Genomic DNA, 17,422 nt, shown 5'->3' on the forward strand with positions numbered 1-17,422 from the left:
CCATGGCTACGCAAGAATACGACTACATCATCATCGGTGCAGGCTCGGCCGGTTGTGTGTTGGCCAACCGCCTGAGCGAAGACCCGGCCACCTCGGTGCTGGTACTGGAATTCGGTGGCAGCGACCGCAGCGTGGTGATCCAGATGCCGAGTGCGTTTTCGATCCCGATGAACACCAAGAAGTACAACTGGCGCTACGAAACCGAGCCGGAACCTTACCTCAATGGCCGGCGTATTCACTGCCCGCGCGGCAAGGTGCTGGGCGGCTCGTCATCGATCAATGGCCTGGTGTACATCCGCGGCCATGCGTGTGACTTCGACGAATGGGAATCCCTCGGTGCGCAGGGTTGGGGCTACCGCAATTGCCTGCCGTATTTCAAGCGGGCCGAGCATTACGAGGAGGGCGGTGACGGCTATCGCGGCAGCACCGGGCCGTTGCACACCACCAACGGCAATCACATGAAAAACCCGCTGTATGGCGCCTGGGTCGAAGCCGGTGCCGAAGCGGGCTACATCAAGACCGACGACTGCAACGGCTTCATGCAGGAAGGATTCGGTGCCATGCACATGACGGTAAAAAACGGCGTGCGCTGCTCCACCGCCAACGCCTATCTGCGCCCGGCCATGGGCCGTCCGAACCTGACCGTGATCACCCATGCGATGACCCGCCAGATCATCCTCGAAGGCAAACGTGCCGTCGGCGTCGTGTACGACCACGAAGGCCAGACTCACCAGGTTTATTGCAACCGTGAGGTGCTGATTTCCTCTGGGCCCATCGGCTCACCGCATCTGCTGCAACGCTCCGGCATCGGCCCGGCCGAGGTCCTGCGCAAAGCCGGGATCGGCGTGCGCCATGACCTGCCGGGGGTAGGGGAGAACCTGCAGGATCACGCCGAGGTCTACATCCAGTTCGGCTGCAAGGAGCCGGTGACGCTCAACAGCAAAATGGACCCGCTGAGCAAGCTGATGATCGGCCTGCGCTGGCTGCTGTTCAAGGACGGGCTCGGCGCCACCAACCATTTCGAGGCCGGTGGTTTCATCCGCTCCGACAAGGGCCTGCGCTGGCCGGACATTCAGTTCCACTTCCTGCCGGCGGCCATGCGTTACGACGGCAACAAACCGATCAAGGGTCACGGTTTCATGGTGCTCACCGGGCCGAACAAACCCAAGAGCCGCGGCCATGTACGGGTACGTTCGGCGGATCCCTACGAGCATCCGCAAATTCAATTCAACTACCTGCAGCGGGAAGAGGATCGTGAAGGTTTCCGCCGCTGCATTCGCCTGACCCGGGAGATCATCGGCCAGCCGGCGATGGACCGCTTCCGCGACGGTGAGATCGCACCCGGGCCGCTGGTCAATACCGATGAAGAGATCGACGCCTTCGTCCGCGAGAACCTGGAGAGCACCTACCACCCTTGCGGCTCGTGCCGGATGGGCGAGGACGACATGGCGGTGGTGGATTCCGAGCTGCGGGTGCGGGGCATCGCGGGTCTGCGGGTGATCGACTCGTCGGTGTTCCCGACCGAACCGAACGGCAACCTCAATGCGCCGACCATCATGTTGGCCGAGCGTGCCTCGGATCTGGTTCGCGGGCTCAATATGCTGCCGGCGTCCGATGCGCCTGTGGGCTTGGTGGAGGATTGGGAAAACAGTCAGCGATCGACATTGCCGGGACGCAATGTGAGGGTTTGATCCCGGCCTTCGGGACGCGAATTCCATTGGCTGAAGAAGATCCCATGTAGGAGCTGGCTTGCCAGCGAAGGCGGTGGGTCAGCTGCATTGACGTTGCCTGACACTCCGCTTTCGCTGGCAAGCCAGCTCCTACAGGGTTTGTGTAAGCCCGAGAGGCCTGCTTACCTCACTTCAACACCAGCAACCGATAAACCCCGCCCTCGCTTTCGATCCCATGGGTGTCATGGGTGAACCCGGGAAAGGATCTGTCGAAGCTTTCCAGCGCCCTGAGATAAGCCAGCAATGGCCCGTCCGCCGGCCCTGCGTTCTCACCCGGCATCAACAATGGAATGCCCGGTGGATAGGGCACGATCCCGGTCGCGACGATCCGCCCGGCGGCTTCTTCCAGGGTCACCAGCTCGACCTGGTTTTTCACCAGTTTCTCGTACGCCTCCACCGGACTGTATTCGGCCTGCGGCAGCATGCCGAACGCCTGGGCCATGGTCGCCGTGGTCTTGTGTTGCTTCATGGCGGCGAAGATGTCCGCGGCGAGGTCCTTGAGGCCCATGCCGGCGTAGCGTTGCTGGTTGACGGTCAGCAGGTCCGGCAGGCAAAGTTCGAGTTCGAGGTTGGCGTCATAGTCGCGCTTGAAGTCGAGCAGGGCGTTGACCAGGGTGCCCCATTTGCCTTTGGTGATGCCAATGGAGAACAGGAAGAGAATGGTGAAGTCGGTGGTTTTCTCGACGACGATGCCCTGGCGTCCGAGGTAGGCGGTGAGGATGCAGGCGGGGATGCCGACGTCCAGCAGGTTGCCGTCGTCCCCCATGCCGGGGCTCAGCACCGAGACCTTGATCGGGTCGAGCATGCAGTAGCCGTCCTCGATGTCGCCGAAACCGTGCCACACCTCGTTCGGGTGCAGCACCCAGCAGTCCGGCTCGGTTTTCAGCAGCCCCGGATCGACTTCATGGAAAGGTACCGCTGCGCCACCCACCTGCACTGACGGCGGCTGCCAGCAGGTGAAAAACCACTCATCCTTGCCCTGCATCTCGTTGTTCATGCGTGAGATGACCTGGCGGAAAGCGATGGCTTCTTCGATGGATTCAGTGGTCAGGATCTGCCCGCTGGGCGCTTCCATCATCGCCGAGCTGACGTCACAGGAGGCCATGATCGCGTAGTTGGGCGAGGTCGAGGCGTGCATCATGAACGACTCGTTGAAGCGCCCGTGGGGGATCGGGTTGCGGCCGTTTCGCACGTGAATCATCGAGGCCTGGGACAGCGCGGCGAGTAACTTGTGCGTCGATTGCGTGGCGAACACGGTCGGGCGCGACTCATCGTGATCGGCCGGGCTGCCGTGCATGGCGAAGCGGTCGCGATACAGTGGATTGAACCGCGCATAACCGTACCAGGCTTCATCGAAATGCAGCCGGTCGACACTCTGGCCCAACAGCTCTTCGACTCGGGTGACGTTGTAGGTCAGGCCGTCGTAAGTGGAGTTGGTGATGATGGCGTGGATCGGCGTCGGGTCGATCCCGTCCTTGACCAGCGGGTTCTCGGCAATGGCGGCTTTCACGCTGGCGGCGCTGAGGGTCTGCGGCAGGATCGGGCCGATGATGCCGTAGCGATTGCGGGTCGGCACCAGGTAGGTCGGAATGGCCCCGGACAAGGTCATCGCGTGCTCGGCGGATTTGTGGCAATTGCGGTCGCACAGCGCGATCTGGTTGCGCGTGACGCTGGCCATGAGAATGACGCGGTTGGACGTCGACGAGCCGTTGGTCACGTAATAGGTGCGGTGCGCGCCAAATACCTTGGCGGCATAACGCTCGCCCTGACCGATGGGGCCGCTGTGATCGAGCAGCGAACCCAGTTCGCCGACCGAAATCGACAGGTCGGAACGCAGCAGGTTTTCGCCGAAGAATTCGTAGAACGCGCGGCCTGCGGTGCTCTTGAGAAACGCCGTGCCACCGGCATGCCCGGGGGTGTGCCAGGAGTATTCATAGGTGCGGGAGAATTTCACCAGCGCTCCGAACATCGGCGGCAGCGCGGCCTGGCGATAGCGTTCGATGGCCGCCAGGATACGCCCGCTGAGGAAGCGGCTGGTGTCCTCGGGCAGCCAGATAAAGTCATCGGCGTGCTGCATGACCACCAGCGGAATGCTCGAGGCCGTGCTGCGGTCGCTGATCAGGAACACCGGCACCCGGGTGTTGCGTTCGCGCAGGCTGGTCAGCAGCTTGATGCATTGCTCGTGGCCTTTGCTGTCGTCCATTTCCCAGCTGAGCAGCACGCACTGAATGGCCGGGTCCGAACTCAGGATCGAGGTGGCATCGCTCAGGCTTTCCGACACCAGCACGCTGACGGCGCGTTCCTCCACGCCACTGATCAATTGATTCAGGGCGCGACCGAATACAGTCCTTTTGTCCGGCGGACTGCTGACCAACAGCGCGAGCATTCCGAGCGAATGTCTATATTCCGTCATGATTGAGTCTCCATTGTGGCAGTTTTCAGATTGTTCACCGGCACCGGTTCGCCGTTGATGTGCTGTGCACTGACGGTCTGCGTCGGTACGCTGTTATTGAGTGCTTCGAGGCGAATCAGGCGGTTGTTGACGAAGCCGAACAGCGTGTAGCCGAAGATGGTAGCAACGCCGCCAAGCATCAGCGCCTGCTCACCCGAGCTGTACAGCGCCAGATAGCTGTAAGCCGCCGCGATCAAGGCGATGATGTTGGTAGCCAGTGCTTTGCTCGGCGGCACGTTGGAAACCTTTTGCATGGTAATCAAGGCCGCCATGGACAGGATGTAGGGCACCAGGTTGGTGACCACCGCGAGGTTGACCAGAATATCGAACTGCTTGCTCAGGTCCGGGCTGATGGTAAGAAAACCCAACGCCGTTTGGCCCGCCAGCAGAATCAACATGCCGACAATCGGCGTGCCAGCCTTGTTGGCCTTGGCGAAGATCGGCAGGAAGTAACCGGTGTCCGCCGAGCTTTTGAACACCTGGGCGATGGTGAACTGCCAGCCCAGCAACGAACCGACGCAGGCCAGCACCATCGCCGCCATCACGATGTCGCCCACCAAGGGGGTGAACATCTTGGCAAACACCAGGCCGAACGGCGCAGTGGAGGAGGCCAGTTCCGGGTTGTCGACGATACCGGCGATGACGTTGGTGGAAACGATGTAGATCACCGCCGCGCCGAGGGTGCCACCGAGTACGGCGATCGGCACGTTCTTCTCCGGATTTTCCACCGCGTCGGTGTTGGCGCACGCCGACTCCAGGCCCAGGAATGCCCACAACGTGATCGCCACCGAGGCGCCCGCGGCTTCCAGCCAACCCATGTTGTGCGGGTTCCAGCCGGCGGCGTAGACACTGCTGTCGAACCAGAACCAGCCGATGGTGGATACCAGCACCACCGGCGCAATTACGCCCCAGACCGTGATCGCACCGATCCGCCCGGTAATCCGCGCGCCGCCGAAGTTGGCAAAGGTGGTGAGCCATAACAACGCGATGGTCGCCAGGCCCACTTGCAGCGAACCCAGCTGGACGTCGAACAGCACCTGGATATAACCGACCGCGGTGATACTGATGGCCACGTTGGCGATCAACAGCGAGAGGCCATAGGTGTAGTTGGTCAGGTAGTTGCCGGCCTTGCCGAAGGTGTACTCGGCATAACCGCCCATGCCCCCGGTCTTGCGACTGAGCATGCCGCAGCGCGCGAAGGCATAGGCCAGCGCCAGGGAACCGGTGGCCGTGATCAGCCAGGACAGAATGGAAATACCGCCGACTTCGGCGAGTTTGGTCGGCAACAACACGATGCCTGAGCCCAACATATTGACGGCCGTCAGCATCGTCAGCTGCCCCACGGTCATTTTCTTTGCGACTGACATTCCTTTGCCTCTATGGATTGCGTTTGGAACATTAGCTATAGCCAAGGTTTGAGAACTCGCAAGAAGCGCTCCAACACGGGAAATCAGGCTATCGCGCACTCAAGGCATTTTGCTGGCCCCGAAGTTTCGATTTTTTGACCAAAATCAATTTATTTTCAGATAGTTAGGATCGAATGCAAATGCGGAATGTGTTGATCGCACTCATGTCGTGCGGGCTGGCGAGTGCTGCTGCCTCCGTCCAGGCCAGGGAGCTGGTGGAAAATGACCGCTACATGTGCAGCTGGGGCGCGGGAACGGCGGCCAAGGCCCAGGAACTCAAACTGTCGGGCGTTTCGCTGTATGCCGCGCGTCAGAAGTTGCAGACCTATAAATTCAGCAAGCCATGGATGCGCATGATGGCCATGGGCATTACCGAGCAGACCTACGACAGTCAATCGCGGCTCAAGCCGGCGGCAATCCGGCAGGGTTTTTACGATGACTGCGTCCGCTACAAGGTGGCGCGTAAATAGCAGCAGGCCGCAAAGCGAAGCGTCCAACGTCTCCTATACTGGAACGCCTGAGAGTTTCCCTACCCCACATAACGAGGAGAACGAACATGGCAATCCGCATTGGCGACGAAGCTCCGGACTTTACCGTCGAGAGCACCGAAGGCACGCTTAACTTCCACGAATGGATTGGCGACAAATGGGCGATCCTGTTCTCGCACCCGAAGGACTTCACCCCGGTCTGCACCACGGAACTTGGCTACATGGCCGGCCTCAAGCCCGAGTTCGACAAGCGCAACACCAAAATCGTCGGGCTCAGCGTCGACCCGGTCAGTAACCATCAGAACTGGGCCAAAGACATTGAAGAAACCCAGGGCCACGCAGTCAACTACCCGATGATCGGTGACGAGAACCTGGTGGTGGCCAAGCTCTACGACATGATTCATCCCAACGCCAGTGGCGGCGCACGGACCGCCGTGGACAACGCCACGGTGCGTTCGGTGTTCATCATCGGCCCGGACAAGAAGGTCAAGGCAATGCTGATCTACCCGATGAGCGCCGGGCGCAACTTCGATGAAGTGCTGCGACTGCTCGATTCCCTGCAGCTGAATGCCAAACACACCGTCGCCACGCCGGTGAACTGGCGGCCGGGGGATGACGTGATCATTCCAACGTCGGTGTCCGACGAGGATGCACGCAAGAAGTATCCGGAAGGCTTCAAGACCGTGAAACCCTACTTGCGCACGGTGGCGCAACCTAAGTAACCCGTCCCTGATGCCGGGCACCCGCTCACGCCGCGGGTGCCGGCTTGGCCAGTTCAATTCCGGCGGCACCCAGGCGCTTGAGGATCTCGAACAGCAGGTCGCTTTTGGTGGTGCTGACAATTCTCGGGCTGCCGACATAACCGGTGACGGTCAGCGTGATGCCTTCGGGGGTCAGTTTGCTGAACCGGACCACCGGCGCCGGTTTGTCGAGAATGGTCTCGTGCTCGCAATAGGTGTCGTACAGCAGGTTTTTCACCTGCTCGGGGTCGATGTCCAGGGGGAAGGTGAGTTCGAGTGTCGCCACCCCCTGGGCGCTACCGCCCAGGGTCACGTTGCGCAGGTTCTGCGAGATCAACTGCGAGTTCGGGACGATGACGATCGAGCGGTCGCTGAGCTGGATTTCGGTGGCCCTCACGTTGATCCGGCGGATGTCACCTTCGACGCCGCTGATACTGATCAGGTCGCCCACCTTCACCGGCCGTTCGGTCAGCAGGATCAGGCCGGAGACAAAGTTCTTGACGATCTCCTGCAAGCCAAAGCCGATCCCCACCGACAAGGCGCTGACGATCCAGGCCAGATTGGTCCACTGCACGCCCAGGGATGACAGCGTCAGCAGTATGACCAGGGCATAGCCGATGTTGGCGAACAGCGTGCTGAGCGAGGCCCGCATGCCCGGGTCCATGTCGGTTTTGGGCAGAAATTCGTTATCCAGCCAGCGGCGCAACGATCGAATCAGGTAAACGCCAATCATCAGCGCCAGCACCGCATTGAGCAGGTGGCCCGGGATAATGTTGAGTTTGCGCAGCCCACCGCCGCCGAGCATGGAAAAGACATTGGTGATCAGTTGTCCCAGCGTCGTTCCGATGCCCCCGACAAGCAGGGTGACCGCCGCTAACAGCAATAGCCCGGCCCGACCGACCCCCGATAGAATGACCTCGATCTGGTCGAGTCGACGATCATCGATGCCCAGCATCTGTTTCAGCGCCTTGCCGCTCGGGCTTTTGGGCGAAAACAGGTACTCGCAGGCGTCCTTCGCCAGCTGCATCAATATATAGAAGCCGCAGATAATGAGGAATGACCAGACCAGTTCGTAAGTGATGAACCTCGCCAGAGAAATGTAGCCGCTGAGCAGTGATATCAGGGCAATCAACAACGCCAGACCGGTGAGGGCATAGAGCAAGCCGGCGAAGGTCGTGCGGGCTTCGGTCGCCTCGCCGCTTGCCACCACTTGTCTTCGGACTTTTCCGGTGCGCACCATGAGTACAATGATAATCAAGGTGACCGTCAGCGCGATGACGCCTCGGCCCGCGACCACCAGATCACTGCCCATGCCGGTGGCATTGGCCACCTGGATAATCGTCATCAGCACCAACAGGGTTGCGGCGAACAACCGGGGAAAGGGTTTGAGCGCAAGCGCCACCGGATCGGAAATCCCCGGCAGGCGCCAGGAGGGGTGTTGGGTGGACAACAAGGCGCGGCTCAAGGCGGTAATCAGGACACAGGCATAGACGACTTTTTCGAATTCCTGGGAGAAGGTGGTCAGCATCGGTGTCAGTGGACTTTGCCGCGTACAGACAAAAAACAGCAATTGCAGGGAAAAACCGACGGTCAATACCGTGGCCAGCACCGAGGCCAGTGCGAGGGAACTTCGGCGCAGGCGGCCTTCCGGCATGCGGTGAATGCACAGCCAGGTCAGCCCCCGTTCCGCGAGCCTGCGGCCCAGCGTCCAGATGACCAGGGCCAGCAGCAACAGCACGGTCGTGACCAGACGCTCACCGGGTTGCCAGGCGGCCTTGAGGACATCTCCCGCCTGTTCGATGAAAAGGCTCAAGCGTTGCCGGTCGTCCGCCGTTGGGTTCAACAGCGGTGCCCAATACCCGGGGTTGAGGATGCTTCGGGTGCGCAGGGTCAACTCGCTTTCCAGCAGGTTGCGTCGAATGCCGGCGATCTGGGTGAGGAGGTCGGCGGCACTTTGTTTCAGTGCTGCCAGGGTTTTCAGGGTTGAGTCGATTTTGGTTTTCTGCTCGGCGAGCGCCGTCCTTTGCGCGGCAATTTCGGATTGCTCGGTGGCAACGTTGTCGAGCGGTGCGGACCCCAGCACACTCAGTTGGGCATTGAGTTGAGTCTGCAGAGGCAGCAGCGAAGCCGACAGGCGATCGACATCAAGCATGAATGCACGAACCAGATCCTGAGGGCCTTCCAGCTGGTTGTAGTTGTGAACCAGCGAGATCTGCTGTTTGAGGCTGTCCAGACGAAGTTGCAACGCCTGAAGATCGCTCTGGGAAACTGCAAGGGCGGCGATCCCCGGCCTGGGCGCTGGAACGTCCGGCAGGTCGGCCGCCGACAGCGTTCCGGGACTCGCCCCGAAAAGCGTGAAAGCGACGAAGAGCATGGCTTTCAATGCTGCGCGCATAAGCGTGATCGACTCTGTTATTAGTCATTCAGCCTATGAGGTTAGGTCATCGCGCCCAGGTTCGAAGGATAGTTTGTCGGGTGCATTGACCCTGCCCCCGTCAGACGGGGGCAGGGGCGTCGATCAACATGGGCTGGTTAGACGCGTTCGAACAACACGGCAATGCCCTGGCCGCCGCCAATGCACATGGTCGCCAGGGCATAACGCCCCTGGACACGGTGCAGTTCGTGAATGGCCTTGGTGGCGATAATCGCGCCAGTGGCGCCCACCGGATGACCCAGGGAGATCCCCGAACCGTTGGGGTTGACCTTCTCCGGGTCGAAGCCCAGTTCTTGCGCCACGGCACAGGCCTGGGCGGCGAAAGCCTCGTTCGACTCGATGACATCCAGGTCGGCAACGGTCAGGCCGGCGCGCTTGAGCAGCAACCGGGTGGCGGGAATCGGGCCCAGTCCCATCAATTCCGGCTCGACACCGGCATGGGCATACCCGACCAGTCGGGCCATCGGCTTGAGGCCTTGCGCACGGACCATTTCACCGGTAGCCAGGATCAACGCACCGGCGCCGTCATTGAGGCCAGAGGCGTTGCCCGCGGTGACGCTGCCGTCTTTCTTGAAGGCCGGTTTCATCTTGCCCAATTGCTCGGCGTTGACTTCGGCGCGCACGTGTTCGTCGGTGGCGAAGGTCACCGTACCTTTGCGGCTAGCCACTTCGATCGGTACGATCTGCCCGGCAAACCGCCCTTCGGCAATCGCCCGGGCCGCACGCTGCTGGCTCAGCAGGGCCAGCTCATCCTGGGCCTGACGAGTGATGCCATAACGCTCGGCGATGTTTTCCGCGGTGATGCCCATGTGGAAGCCGGCAAAGGGGTCCTGCAGCACGCCGAGCATGAAGTCGATGGCCTGCACGTCACCCATGCGTGCGCCCCAGCGTGCCTGCGGCAACAGATAGGCGCCGCGGCTCATGGACTCGACGCCACCGGCCAGCGCCGCCCCGGCATCCCCCAGCATCAGGCTTTGTGCTGCACTGACGATCGCCTGTAAACCGGAACCGCAGAGACGGTTGACGTTGAAGGCCGGCGTTTCCTTGGGCAGGCCGGCATTCATTGCCACGGCTCGGGAGATGTAGGCATCCCGGGCTTCGGTCGGGATCACATGCCCCATTACGGCGTGACCGATGTGCTCGGGTGCCAGGCCTGAGCGCTCAATGGCGGCGCGGCAAACGTCGGTCGCCAGCTGGATGGGGGGCACATCCTTGAGTGAGCCGCCAAAGCTACCGATGGCCGAGCGCACGGCGCTGATAACAAAAATATCGGATGGGTTCATGGTGGTTCTCCTGGATCAGCACCGGATTTTATTAGTTTGGATGCCTTTATAGGAGGGCGAGTCTAGATTCGGCAAAGTGTTGCGCCTATGCCGAAACTGCTCAAAGGCGCTGGTGTTTTTTGCCATTTTTTCTGAGGTGTTCGCAGTCCACTGCATGAGCTGACTGGTCAGATCGCCGGATGTAGGAGCCGGCTTGCCGGCGAAAGCGGTCTGTCAGTCAATACCTCTACTGGATGTGCCGCCGTCTTCGCCGGCAAGCCGGCTCCTACAAGGGATCGGTGGTGACAACTGGAACGTTTCAATTTTGCGTCTTTGTCAATGATCACTGATGCACCACACACCCTGGGCCTGGTAATCCAGCACATGCTCGCGCCCCTGGGGGTCAAGGTAAGTGAATCGTGCGGGGACGATGCCGCATGCTTGCGTGATATCGGTGCTGGTCAGCTCTTTGGCGACGTCCAGGTGGACGAAGAAACCGGTCTTGTCCTGGATGACAGGGTCGGTGGTGTGGGTATCGGCCAACGCCGGGCTGGTGGCGAGGAGGGTGGCCATGCCGAATGTGAGCACTTTCATGATGATTCCCTCTGTTCAGGGCTGATGGGCTGCCGGAGTGGCCTGGCAGTGAGTTCAGGTTAACCAGTTGATCCGCACAGCCGATCAACAGTTGAATGACCATTTTGTAATGAAATGCCGCAGCGGTTACGGCTGGCGACCGGCGGCTCCCGGTGGGGGGACCGACGCCATCACGGTAGGAAGCGAGGGGGCTGGCTACGCTGACAACTCGATGACAAGTTTGTAATCTCCATGGCTTCAACCCTCTACGATGGAATCGAGTGGAGGCCATTCACACCGCTCAAGGAGGTGCGCCATGTCCCAGCCCATCAGGTCCGGCCTGGCCAGTTTGATGAACTCGGTGCTTCAATCACTGGGCGCCGGCGATAACGCGGCAAGCATCGGCTTGCCACGCTGCAAGCAAGTGGTGTTGTGTCTGGTTGACGGGCTGGGCGCGCAACTTCTGGACCGTTATGCCCACAGAGCGCCGTATCTGAGCTCACTGGTAAACAGGGGGGAGGAGCAAGTACTGCGTTCGGGCTTCCCGTCGACGACGGCTGCCAGCCTGGCTTCGCTGGCAACTGCAGAAGACAGCGGCAGTCATGGCATAGTCGGTGCGGCTTTCAACGTGGAGGCGTGGCAGTTCAATCCTCTGTCCTGGCAGCTCTTCGACCCGCGCACCGGTCGACTTGACGCAGCCGCCGCCTGTACCGAAGAGATCGTGGCCAGCCAGTCGGCCTGGGTGAAGGCGGCCGCCGGTGGCTTGTCGATCAATGCATTTCTGCCTGTCGCTATTGCCGGTTCGGCCTATACCCGGACCGTGTTCAACGGGGCCAAAGTCATTGCGTTCACTGATCCCGACGATCTGATTGCACGCGTTCGTTCGGTGTCAGGGGGCAATGATCGACAACTGACGTACGTTTATTTCGGTGAACTCGACCTGTGTGGACATTTGCATGGGCCAGGCTCCGGGAAGTGGCAGGACACGCTCGAAGATATCGATCAACGAATCCGCAGTCTGCGCGATCAATTGGCGCAGGATGCGCTGCTGATAGTGACCGCTGACCATGGTATGACCACGATCGATGAGGCCAGGACCTTTGATTTTGACTTGATGCCGGACCTGCAACGGGGAGTAGCCAGTATCTGTGGTGATATTCGGGCGCGGCATGTTTATCTTCAAGACCCCACCGATGCCGATGTAGTGAAGCGCTGGCGCGACATTCTCGCAGGCCATTTTGAAGTGCTAACGCGAGAACAGGCCTTGGTCCTTGGCCTGTTCGGGAAAAACGTGACGGATGCCGCGTGCAAGCGCATTGGCGATCTGTTGCTGATAGCCGGGGACAATGCCGGCTTGATTCGCTCTGTCCGGGAGCCCTTTCAGACTTCCTGGAGGGGGCATCATGGCGCGCTGTCGGATGAAGAACAGCTTGTTCCCTTGATTATTGCAACCGGGGGGTGAAAACGCCGAAACGCGTGCCCTGAACCGAGATCAAGGTCAATGAGCTGAACGCCGTACGTCGGAATCGAGGAACGGCCATACATGAAAAAACTTCCAACAACAGTCACAGCCGGGAGTTTGACCATGAATGATGATCAGAAAGCGCAGGCCCTGGATGCCTGGTATCAGCTCCTGAAAGAACCCCAGATCCGCATGGATCCCGAAGAGCAGTACGACGAGTTGCTCAAGGCCGCCGATAAGATGGAGCGCGATGGTCTCATCAACAGCGTTGAGTGGCGTGGACTGGTCCGGCAGGCCGGCAGTGCTTTTGCCAATGCGATAGAAGGGTTGGGGCGCGGCACCTAGGGCTCAAGGTGTTTGAGCGGGCGCCTTCACGCCCTGATGCGAGTCAGTTCAGCGCAATTCATGGGGGAGCCGTTCGGTCTGCCGGGCGAACCATTGCATGATCAGCCGACACGCCGGGTGAGAAGCTGCTGAAGGCTGCAGGTTCAGCGCGTAGATTCCGCGGGTTTTCAAGGGGGGGCCGAAGGGTATGACCAGCACGCCCCGTTCGATGGATTCGACCGCCAGGGTCAAGTCGGTCATGGCCACCCCCAATCCTCGCGCTGCGGCATCGAGTGCCAGCTCGTCGAGGTTGAAGGGGATGTGCCGGTAATTCTCCAGCGGCTTGCCGTCATTGGCTGCCAGCCATTGTGCCCAGTCATGCTTGTCCGCCGAACGGTGCAGCAGCGCGAAACCCACCAGATCCTCCACGGACTGCAACGGTCGGGTCGGGCTGGCCAGGCCCGGGGCGCACACCGGCACCAGCGCTTCCTCGAACAGGGTCAGGCAATCCGCATCAGCGGACGGCGCCGGCAGATAGAGGATGTAGGCATCGCTATCGATCGCCGGCTCCACCACTTCAGTCGCCACGGTTTCGATCGACAGCAAAACGTCCGGGTGACTGCGATAGAACTCGCTCAACTTCGGCAGTAACCATCGCACCGCCAGCGATACATGCATGCGGATGCGGAAAGGACGTTTCTGCGGTGCAAGCCGATCCTCCAGTGTTTTCAGTTGCGCCAGGATAGTGCGCGCGGTGGCCAGCACCTGCTCACCTTCCGGCGTCAGTCGGACATGGCGGCTATTCCTCACGAACATGGGTAAGCCGAAGTGGCTCTCCAGTTGCTGGATTTTGCGGCTCACGGCGCTTTGGGTCAGGCACAGCGTTTGTGCAGCCTGGGTGAAGCTACCGGTGTCGGCGACTTCGACCAAGGCCTGCAAAGCCTGGAGCGAAGCAAGATGGCGAATTTTATCCATGCGTTTTCTGAATGGCTCGATGATTTTATAACGTTGGTTGTATTGCCGAAGGCCTTATAGATTCTAGCTCTAGCTACCGTCATCTCAAACCACTGATGCGATTGTTGCATGAGGTTGTGCGTTGAACAGAGACGGCCCGCAGAACGACAGTCGAATGAGGTGACGCATGGAAAATAGATGTGGCTGGATCGCGCAAGCGGGAGATTCACCGGCCCGCGCTTGCCTGAGCGGCACGCAAAAGGCTGACTGGCTGATTATCGGTGCCGGTATCACCGGCCTGTGTGCCGCTCATTCGCTGGCAGACATGCACCCTCAGGCACGCATCGTGGTCGTCGACCGGCAACGGGCAGCGCAGGGGGCTTCTGCGCGCAATTCAGGCTTTGTGGTCGGCCATGAACACCCAACCGATGACGAATTGATCGGCCGGCGGGGTTTTGCTGATTATGCAGTGGATACCGAGATTTCCCGGGTCGCCAACGAGGAAGTACGCCAGCGCATTGTCCGGCATGGCATCGAGTGCGATTTCCGCGATTCGGGTTATTACTTCGCCGTCAGCGATCGGGGCAAACTGACCCAGGTCGAGGCCAAGCTGCAAACACTCAGTGCAGTTGGCGCCTCTGCACAGTTTCTGCAAGGTGAAGCACTGGGCAAGAAGCTCGGAACCAGGCATTACCAGGCCGCGATCTGGTGTGGCAATGGCAACGCACTGCTGCAACCGGCGAAGTATGTGAAGGGGCTGCTCGATACGCTGCCGGACACCGTCACCCTCTACGAAAACACCGACATCAGCGGGCTGGAGCGTCTGGGTAACGGAAGCCTTCGCGCCAATGCTGTCAATGCGAGCATCGAGGCGAAGCAGGTGCTCGTCTGCCTGAACGCGTTCATCCCGCGCGCCGGCATCGCGGACAGCGGCACCTTCGCGATGGAACTCAGTGCCAGCCTCACGCGGCCGCTCAGTGACCAGGAGTTCAGCGCCATGGGCGCTGTCGAACCCTGGGGCGTGCTCTCTACCCGGCCACTCGGGGCCACGGTGCGCCTGACGCCGGACCGTCGGGTGATGATCCGCAATACGGCGGAATACCGTTCCCGGGACTTGTCCGGCAGTGAGCTCGAGCAGCGTCGAAAACACCATGTGCTCGGCTTGCAGCGACGTTTTCCATGGCTCAACGAGCAGGACATCCAATACACCTGGACCGGACACCTGAGCGCCTCACGCTCCGGCCAGCCTTACTTTGCCAAGGTCGAAGAGGGTGTTTTTGCCGTGGCCGGCTGCAACGGGTCGGGCGTCGCGCGCGGCACCCTGTGGGGGCGCCTGCTCGCTGAACTGGCATCTGGTGCCAGCTCGCCGATCCTGACATCGGTCATGCACAGGGCTCGGCCGGGCTGGTTGCCGCCGCGGCCCTTGCTCGATATCGGTGCCATGCTGCGAATGCGCGTGGAGGCGGTCAGGGCCCGAACAGAAGTCTAGAAACCCCGGCAATCGACAAACAATAAAAAGCTCATCAACAACCAGGTGATTGAACATGCGCGTCAACAATATTCCGCTGATGGTCGTGCTGACGACGTTGTCGGCAGCCTGCTACGCCGACGAAGTCGTCAACATCTCGAACTGGAACGGCTACATCGCCGACGACACCCTGACCACGTTCACCAAAGACACCGGGATCAAGGCCACCTACGACATTCACGACAGCAACGAAGTGCTGGAGTCGAAGTTGATGACGGGCAATACCGGCTACGACGTGGTGAGCCCTTCGAACCATTTTCTATCCCGGTTGATCAAGGCCGGGGCCATTCAGAAGCTCGATAAAAACCAGCTGCCCAACTGGAAAAACCTTGACCCGGCACTGATGAAAAAACTCGAGGTCAATGATCCGGGCAACCAGTATGGCTACCCCTACATGTGGGGCACTGCGGGTATCGGCTACAACGTCGAGAAGATCAAGGCAATCTTCGGCAACACTGATGTCACCCGCTCCTGGGATCTGTTTTTCGATGAAAACAACATCAAGAAGTTGAGCCAGTGCGGTGTGGCGATTATCGACAACCCCACGCAGATCCTGCCGATCACCCTCAACTACCTGGGCCTGCCACCCCATAGTCACGAACCCGCGGACTATAAGAAAGCCGAGCAGGCACTGCTGAAAATCAGACCCTACGTGCAGTATTTCCACGCCTCCAAATACATCAGCGACCTGGCGAATGGCAACGTCTGCGCGGTGATCGGTTTCAACGGGGACGTGGTGCAGGCGGCGGCCAGCGCCAAGGAAGCCAACAACGGTATCGACATCGCCTATTCGATTCCTGACGAAGGATCGACCCTGTGGTTCGACATGGTGGTAATGCCCAAGAGCGCACCGCACGAGAAGAATGGCTACGCCTACATGAATTACCTGCTGACGCCGCAGGTCATCGCCAACATCAGCAACAGCATCCACTACGCCAACCCCAACCTCGCAGCGGATCAGTATGTGGTTCCAGCCGTGAAACAGGACCTGGCAATCTACCCGCCGAGCAGTGTGCTGGACAAGTTGTTTACCGTGGAGGAACTGCCTGCGGCCATCGCACGGTTGAGTACCCGGTTGTGGACCAAGCTGAAAACCAATACCTGACGATACAAGGTACTGAGTGACATCGGCGACCCGGTTCTCGATCAGTCGGTCAGAGCCGCCGGAGGTGAGTTGGCTCAGGTATACGCCAGGAGTCGACCGCAGAGGATCACGGTCACCCATAGCGCGATCGAAAACAGCGCCTGGATCTTTGCGATGCCAGGCGCTGCAACGGCGGTGTTCCATCGGTTGACCGAGCGGTAGACACCGACGTGGAACAGGGCGGCATTGACGCCCGCCGTAGCGATCAGGCACAGCTTGAGGATAAACACGCCGTTGGAGGCGAAATCATGGGGATGGGCGGAAAACATCAGCAGCCCGGCCGGCACGACCAACAGCAGGGCCGCAATCGACCAGGTCAGGAGGTGGCGAGCCAGGGCCGTGACCGCAATGTCTTTCGACAGCCCGAGCACCCGCAGATCGAACATCAGGACCGCGCCGAACAGCACCGAGAAACCGATGATGTGAACCACCTCGACCATCGGATACAGCCACAGGTCGCCGCGCATGGCTGCCCCGAGCGACGAGTCGCCCAACCAGTCCAGCCAGTTGTCCTGACCCGTTCCACCGCTGCTATCGACGGCCTGCATCATCGCAGCTCCGTTTTTTTGTCGTCGACCGTGATACGTTCGGCGCGCAATTCGTCAGGCTTGGTGCGATTCTGATAGCCGACCACGGTGGCCGTGTTGCCCACACTCAGCATGTCCCGGGTCAGGCCGCGATTCTCCATGCGCGAGGGCGGTGCGAGGACGACGGTCCAGGTCTTGTCCGCTGTCTTGAGGCGCACGAAACCATGGGGATGGGAGTAGCCGGATTCTTCTATCGTGCCGTTCAGTGTCAAGGGGTTGCTGGAGTCGTATTCACTCCAGCCGTGATGGGCGAATGCCGCCGTTGCCGTCAGTAAGAGCGACAATCCAATGCTGCCGAGCATGCCTTTCATAATACGTTTCCTGTTGCTGGTTATTGA

15 protein-coding genes are annotated in these 17,422 nt (G+C 60.3%); 7 read left to right on the forward strand and 8 right to left on the reverse strand.

The window, feature by feature from the left end; all coding sequences use genetic code 11:
* Positions 1–2 precede the first annotated feature (2 nt).
* Positions 3–1,691 carry a choline dehydrogenase gene (betA, locus tag F8N96_RS20855; protein WP_150799417.1) on the forward strand — a complete coding sequence of 563 codons (1,689 nt, stop codon included), beginning with the start codon at positions 3–5 and terminating at the stop codon, positions 1,689–1,691.
* Between the two features lie 166 nt (positions 1,692–1,857).
* On the opposite strand, the gene F8N96_RS20860 is transcribed toward betA, so the two are convergent.
* Both F8N96_RS20860 and potE read right to left on the reverse strand, forming a co-directional pair.
* Positions 1,858–4,143: an Orn/Lys/Arg decarboxylase N-terminal domain-containing protein gene (locus F8N96_RS20860; protein WP_150799418.1), complete on the reverse strand. Its 2,286-nt coding sequence runs from the start codon at positions 4,141–4,143 to the stop codon at positions 1,858–1,860.
* A complete protein-coding gene (potE, locus tag F8N96_RS20865; RefSeq protein ID WP_150799419.1) occupies positions 4,140–5,549 on the reverse strand; it encodes a putrescine-ornithine antiporter in 1,410 nt (469 codons plus the stop codon). The genes F8N96_RS20860 and potE overlap by 4 nt, the downstream gene beginning before the upstream one ends.
* A 173-nt stretch (positions 5,550–5,722) precedes the next feature.
* On the opposite strand from potE, the gene F8N96_RS20870 reads away from it, so the two are divergent.
* The gene (locus F8N96_RS20870) at positions 5,723–6,058 is read left to right on the forward strand and encodes a hypothetical protein (RefSeq protein WP_150799420.1); all 336 of its coding nucleotides are present in this window, start codon (positions 5,723–5,725) and stop codon (positions 6,056–6,058) included.
* Positions 6,059–6,144: 86 nt separating this feature from the next.
* Positions 6,145–6,798 carry a peroxiredoxin gene (locus F8N96_RS20875; RefSeq protein WP_150799421.1) on the forward strand — a complete coding sequence of 218 codons (654 nt, stop codon included), beginning with the start codon at positions 6,145–6,147 and terminating at the stop codon, positions 6,796–6,798.
* A gap of 25 nt (positions 6,799–6,823) precedes the next feature.
* Here F8N96_RS20875 and F8N96_RS20880 read toward each other — a convergent pair whose 3' ends face one another.
* The 3 genes from F8N96_RS20880 to F8N96_RS20895 form a co-directional block, all read right to left on the reverse strand.
* Complete coding sequence (locus F8N96_RS20880) at positions 6,824–9,211, reverse strand: DUF3772 domain-containing protein (RefSeq protein ID WP_150799422.1); 2,388 nt, start codon at positions 9,209–9,211, stop codon at positions 6,824–6,826.
* Positions 9,212–9,348: 137 nt separating this feature from the next.
* On the reverse strand, positions 9,349–10,533 hold the full coding sequence (locus tag F8N96_RS20885) for an acetyl-CoA C-acyltransferase family protein (protein WP_150799423.1): 1,185 nt from the start codon (positions 10,531–10,533) through the stop codon (positions 9,349–9,351).
* A 315-nt stretch (positions 10,534–10,848) separates the two neighbouring features.
* Positions 10,849–11,106 carry a DUF2790 domain-containing protein gene (locus F8N96_RS20895; protein ID WP_150799424.1) on the reverse strand — a complete coding sequence of 86 codons (258 nt, stop codon included), beginning with the start codon at positions 11,104–11,106 and terminating at the stop codon, positions 10,849–10,851.
* 295 nt (positions 11,107–11,401) lie between these two features.
* Between F8N96_RS20895 and F8N96_RS20900 the strand changes: the two genes are divergently transcribed.
* A complete protein-coding gene (locus F8N96_RS20900) occupies positions 11,402–12,547 on the forward strand; it encodes an alkaline phosphatase family protein (protein ID WP_191630824.1) in 1,146 nt (381 codons plus the stop codon).
* A 123-nt stretch (positions 12,548–12,670) separates the two neighbouring features.
* The gene (locus F8N96_RS20905; RefSeq protein ID WP_150799461.1) at positions 12,671–12,892 is read left to right on the forward strand and encodes a hypothetical protein; all 222 of its coding nucleotides are present in this window, start codon (positions 12,671–12,673) and stop codon (positions 12,890–12,892) included.
* A gap of 48 nt (positions 12,893–12,940) precedes the next feature.
* On the opposite strand, the gene F8N96_RS20910 is transcribed toward F8N96_RS20905, so the two are convergent.
* Positions 12,941–13,846, reverse strand: a complete 906-nt coding sequence (locus F8N96_RS20910) for a LysR substrate-binding domain-containing protein (RefSeq protein ID WP_150799426.1) — start codon at positions 13,844–13,846, stop codon at positions 12,941–12,943.
* Positions 13,847–14,012: 166 nt separating this feature from the next.
* Between F8N96_RS20910 and F8N96_RS20915 the strand changes: the two genes are divergently transcribed.
* Both F8N96_RS20915 and F8N96_RS20920 read left to right on the forward strand, forming a co-directional pair.
* The gene (locus tag F8N96_RS20915) at positions 14,013–15,314 is read left to right on the forward strand and encodes an NAD(P)/FAD-dependent oxidoreductase (RefSeq protein ID WP_150799427.1); all 1,302 of its coding nucleotides are present in this window, start codon (positions 14,013–14,015) and stop codon (positions 15,312–15,314) included.
* A 55-nt stretch (positions 15,315–15,369) separates the two neighbouring features.
* Positions 15,370–16,458, forward strand: a complete 1,089-nt coding sequence (locus tag F8N96_RS20920; RefSeq protein ID WP_150799428.1) for a polyamine ABC transporter substrate-binding protein — start codon at positions 15,370–15,372, stop codon at positions 16,456–16,458.
* Positions 16,459–16,532: 74 nt separating this feature from the next.
* Here F8N96_RS20920 and F8N96_RS20925 read toward each other — a convergent pair whose 3' ends face one another.
* Positions 16,533–17,045: a DUF6644 family protein gene (locus tag F8N96_RS20925; RefSeq protein ID WP_150799429.1), complete on the reverse strand. Its 513-nt coding sequence runs from the start codon at positions 17,043–17,045 to the stop codon at positions 16,533–16,535.
* On the reverse strand, positions 17,045–17,395 hold the full coding sequence (locus F8N96_RS20930) for a DUF6152 family protein (RefSeq protein ID WP_150799430.1): 351 nt from the start codon (positions 17,393–17,395) through the stop codon (positions 17,045–17,047). Before F8N96_RS20930 ends, F8N96_RS20925 begins: the two co-directional genes overlap by 1 nt.
* Between the last annotated feature and the right edge of the window lie 27 nt (positions 17,396–17,422).

The organism is Pseudomonas fluorescens (assembly GCF_902497855.1).
GTDB classification, from domain to species: Bacteria; Pseudomonadota; Gammaproteobacteria; order Pseudomonadales; family Pseudomonadaceae; genus Aquipseudomonas; species Aquipseudomonas fluorescens_BI.